At 33.4% G+C, this 4,546-nt stretch carries 5 protein-coding genes; 2 read left to right on the forward strand and 3 right to left on the reverse strand.

The genetic code is table 11. The features are described 5' to 3' along the window. The 3 genes from OZD61_RS03765 to OZD61_RS03775 form a co-directional block, all read right to left on the reverse strand. Positions 1–210 (reverse strand): ATP-dependent metallopeptidase FtsH/Yme1/Tma family protein (locus OZD61_RS03765; RefSeq protein WP_274979910.1); only part of this gene is annotated, 210 nt, incomplete at its 3' end. Positions 211–222: 12 nt separating this feature from the next. Then, positions 223–1,518, reverse strand: a complete 1,296-nt coding sequence (tilS, locus tag OZD61_RS03770) for a tRNA lysidine(34) synthetase TilS (protein WP_274979911.1) — start codon at positions 1,516–1,518, stop codon at positions 223–225. A 183-nt stretch (positions 1,519–1,701) separates the two neighbouring features. After that, the gene (locus OZD61_RS03775; RefSeq protein ID WP_010081889.1) at positions 1,702–2,181 is read right to left on the reverse strand and encodes an OmpA family protein; all 480 of its coding nucleotides are present in this window, start codon (positions 2,179–2,181) and stop codon (positions 1,702–1,704) included. Between the two features lie 275 nt (positions 2,182–2,456). On the opposite strand from OZD61_RS03775, the gene OZD61_RS03780 reads away from it, so the two are divergent. After that, entirely contained in the window at positions 2,457–3,875 is a 1,419-nt protein-coding gene (locus OZD61_RS03780) for a gluzincin family metallopeptidase (protein WP_274979912.1), read from the forward strand. Between the two features lie 23 nt (positions 3,876–3,898). Then, the coding region (gene mreB, locus OZD61_RS03785) for a rod shape-determining protein MreB (protein WP_274979913.1) at positions 3,899–4,546 on the forward strand (648 nt) is incomplete at its 3' end.

The raw sequence follows: 4,546 nt of genomic DNA on the forward strand, positions 1-4,546 counted from the left end.
GAAACTTGAACCGTCCCTGAACTTGCCTTCAATGCTCTGGTTTTTTATGACAATATTTTCTACATCATTGTCTTCTAGTCTAGTTAAAAATTCCGAAAAAGGTATAATTGTTTTACTTTTACCTACATTTCCGCTGAACTGAATATAAGCAACTGAAATAAGAACAATAATTACCAACCAGATCAATAAGCCTTCTAAAAATTTTTTCATTTCTATTTCTAACTAAATACTAATCAAGCTTACCAAATTTTGTTTTATCGTGCTATTAATAATGCATTGAACCTTATCATCATTGGTATTTTTTCCGTTATAATTTACATCAGGATAAGCAAGCACCTTTCCATCTTTTAGCACTACAGGCAAAGAATAGAAAACTTCAGGGCAGCAGTTGTAATCCTTCAGAAATTCAGGAACTTTTTGTGTTTTTTTTAATGGAGCGATGATAACTGAACACTCTTGATTTCCGAGTATTGTGAAGCTAAATCTGTTATCCCATTGAGTAGGTTCATTTAAAGGTAGGTTTAAGGTAATTTCTTGTATCTTTGACGATTCTCTAATTATCAAGATATTTTCTCCATGTTTTCTTATTTTACACCCAGAAAGTGTACAGTTAACATTACTATCCTTTTGCAATATTTTATTAAATATTACGATAAGGCTGTTGTACCTTGGTTTATAATGTTTACTGGCAATTGCCATTATGGAGTAAAGAAGAAGCCTCAAGGCTATTTCCTCTGGCAATTGATAAAACTCACTTAGTTTAATTTCAATATAACCAAGATCATGCACATTAACGCAGTCATTAAACGCAAGGCGTGTGTAGTGCATCAACGCTTTTGCAGCTCTTTTCATATGAAGGGCTGTGAGGCATATTCGCTCTGTTAAAATCTCTTGATTATCACTTGCTTTAAGTAAGTTACGGTATAAAGTTCGCCTGTATTTTAAGTCATAGTTGCTTCTATCTTCGATCCATTTTAACCGATGAAGCTTAGCGTACTTTTCTATTTCACTACGACTAAAATTTAACAATGGCCTAAATATATAAATACCATTTAGGAAAGACTTGTAGTCCATTGATGATAATCCATCTACGCCACTACCTCGCTCTAATCTTAACAAGAACGTTTCTGCTTGATCATCTTTGTGATGAGCAACAAGTAAATATTTAACATTATTATTTTTACACCACTCTGCTAGTAACTTATACCGTGCTTTTCGTGCCTGTAACTGAATATTGCCTTTAATATTTTGCTTCTCCCAATTTAATATGAACGATTCCTTTGCTCCAAGTTCCTTTGCATAACTTACAACAAAATCAGCTTCTTTTTGAGACTCTGGACGTAACCCATGATTCACTGTTAATGCTGTAGGAAGTGAAAGCTTGTTTTTTTTTGCCCAGTTAGTCATTAAGTGCAGTAAGACTATACTATCTACACCACCTGATACTGCAACTGCAACTTGATTGTTATAGAAAGCAAAACTATTAACCACATTTTGAAATAATAACTCTAATTCCATTATGTCTCTTGATGGCCAGACAGGTCAGATCTCTTACGTCATACCGCGACTTATTTGTGGTATATATAGATCCCGCTAACAAGCAACGAAATATGACAAGTTTGTCCTTTTTTTCTACCCCAGTGCCCTTTCTTTATGTCATCCCAGTGTTTGACACTGGGATCCAGGTTTTAATGCAAGAAACTATTTCTTTATTCCAGAAAATGAAAATTCCACTCTACGATTTTTAGCATGCTCTTTTTCATATTTAGAATTTCTAGAATCATCTTTTACATTAACCAAAGGCTCAGTTTCACCTTTAGAAGCAGTTTTTATTCTGTTTTCTATGTAGGGTGTACAACTAACCATAAATTTTTTAGCTGCATCAGCCCTTCTAGCGCCTAGCGCAAGATTATATTCATGAGAACCACGGTTGTCAGTGTGACCAGTTAAAGTAACCTTCGCATCAGGGTTATCTTGTAACACCTCCATTACGTCAAGTAATGCATCTGCACTTACTTCAGCAATACTAGATTCATCATAACCAAAGAAAACTCTTTTATCACCTATCTGCTTAACAACAGAATTTATTTTATTTGTTGTATTTGCTCCTTTTTTTGGGCAAGAACTTACACCAGTAAGTAATAAACAAAAACAGCACATTATAACCAGTCTACTCCACATTACTAAACCTCCATAAATTTTAAATAGTGCGTAACTTTAATTTCAGTAGCTAATATCTCTCCATGTTGTAATATAGTCAAGAGAAATAAAATACTAAATACTTTTTCTACAACCTTACAATTAATTTTCCTATAATATGCTGGACTCTGAGTAGAAAAATCCAATAAAAGAATAAAAAGTACAATTTTTTATTGTACTTTAAGCAAATATACTTTTAACTTTATTATTAATCTATTGCGGTATTAAACAGATGTTTTCTAAAATAATGAACAAATATGCAATCTTATAAGTTTTTAGAGGAAGTATTGTATAGGGTAAAGAATATCGAAAATACGCTAAAAGTACTAAACCAAAGCCAATTGAATATAGAGGACAAGGTTGAACAAATGAGTCTTCTAGAAGAAATCAGACATGAAATTATCTCTCATGACGTAATAAAGGAATCATTAGCAGATGCTCTTGGTAACAAAAAAAGTGCAAATACTCAGCAGCTAAAGTTAATAGAGAGAATACATAAAAGCAACAGTGCTGTTCCTATTGATTTAGTAAAGTCTTTATCCAAAGCTAAGGTTGAATGCCAAAATTTATGGAAGCTATCTCATTCTGAAACCAGTAACTTAGAAAAACTAAAAGAACGTTTTACTGATTTAATCACACTCATTCGCGAAGTAGCTTCTATAAAATCGCAGCAATTAAAATGCTCAAAATACGACCCACTGCTTGCTGACTATGACTCTGATATCACAGAAAAGAGTATAAGGGAAGTATTCCCCAAGGTAGGCAAATTTTTTAGCGAAAATGTAGATAAAATAATTGAAAAGCAGAAAAAGGATAAGGATAAGGTTGCTAATATACAAAAAGTTGCTACTCAGAAACAGATTGAACTTGGCTCATTATGTTTACAGCAAATGGGTATTGCACTAGATGAGATTCGTACTTCTTATTACTACCCTATAGATTATGATGAATCTGATTTTTGTTATGGTTTATTTTCACTTTTACGGCATAGTGGTTATGCAATTTATCAAAAATGTTTAGCGCAAAATTCTATAAGTAGTCCAATTACGAGACATGTTATGTATGAAACTCAAGGGTTATTCATGGAAAGGATGATTGGAACATCCAGAGAATTTATTGAGTTTATTCAACCACACATAAAAGAGAAGTTTGCTATAAAAGGCAAAACTAATAGCAGTGTTGAAAATTTGCACTTGGTTTTCAATGAAATAAACCCTTCTTCTTTTTTGAAAAATGCAGATGAATTTAGTCTGTTAGCTCATATTATGTTGAGAACTAAGTTAGAACAAGATATAATAAATGGCACATTGGAAGTCAAAGACCTGCATGATGCGTGGTTGGAAGGTATGAAGCACTATAAAATTCCAGTAAAAGCTAAAAATGAGCTAAACACTTATTTTCAAGATGAATATTGGGCAAGCGGTGTTATGGGCTACTTTCCTATAAAAATTATTGCTTTAATTGCTGCTGTGCAGATTTTCTCTTTCGTTAAAAAGAATCATTACGAATCATTAAGTGCTATAATAAAAGGAGATTTTAGTTTACTTATCAGTTGGTTATCTCAAAATGTATACAGTGCGAAGTGTGGCCTGGAACTGCTAAAAAAAGTAACAGGTAAGGGTTTAGACGTTGAGTGTGTTACTTACTACTTATCTGAAAAGTATAATTTGTCTTAATAAATGGTTTTCTTGAGTTATGTATGAATTTTGTTCGAAAATTAACCGGAAAGTTTTATAGCCTTTTTACTTTCAAAGGTTTGTTTGCTAGCGATATTGCTATAGACCTTGGTACTGCAAACACTTTAGTTTATCAGAAAAATCAGGGAATAGTGCTTGATGAGCCTTCAGTTGTAGCAAGAATAAAAGAAAAAGGAAGTTACGTTCCTTATGCTTTTGGTAAAAAAGCTAAAATGATGCTTGGAAAAACGCCTGGAGAAATAGAGGCGATAAGGCCCTTAAAAGATGGAGTCATTGCTGATTTTAAAAGTGCGGAAGAAATGCTAAAATATTTCATACGCAGTGCAAACACAAAATTCACTGTTAATAAACCTAATATTATCATATGCGTTCCATCTGGATCCACGCCAGTTGAAAGGCGTGCTATACAAGATGCAGCAGAAAGTGCTGGTGCAAATGAAGTATTTTTAATTGAAGAACCAATGGCTGCAGCAATCGGAGCTGGGCTCCCGGTTACTGAACCTGAGGGTTCTATGATTGTTGATATAGGAGGTGGTACAACTGAAGTTGCAATTATTTCTTTAGGCGGAATTGTTTATTCACGTTCTGCCAGAGTAGGTGGTGATATTATGGATGAAGCAATAAAATCATATATTCGTGAAAATCATAAG

The sequence above is a fragment of the Wolbachia endosymbiont of Drosophila bocki genome (genome assembly GCF_028982005.1).
In the GTDB taxonomy this organism is placed as follows: domain Bacteria; phylum Pseudomonadota; class Alphaproteobacteria; order Rickettsiales; family Anaplasmataceae; genus Wolbachia; species Wolbachia pipientis.

Excerpts from the sequence above, each read along its gene's own strand:
- tilS (WP_274979911.1), bottom strand. The coding sequence starts at position 1,518 with ATGGAATTAGAGTTATTATTTCAAAATGTGGTTAATAGTTTTGCTTTC.
- OZD61_RS03775 (WP_010081889.1), bottom strand. The coding sequence starts at position 2,181 with ATGTGGAGTAGACTGGTTATAATGTGCTGTTTTTGTTTATTACTTACT.
- OZD61_RS03780 (WP_274979912.1), top strand. The coding sequence starts at position 2,457 with ATGCAATCTTATAAGTTTTTAGAGGAAGTATTGTATAGGGTAAAGAAT.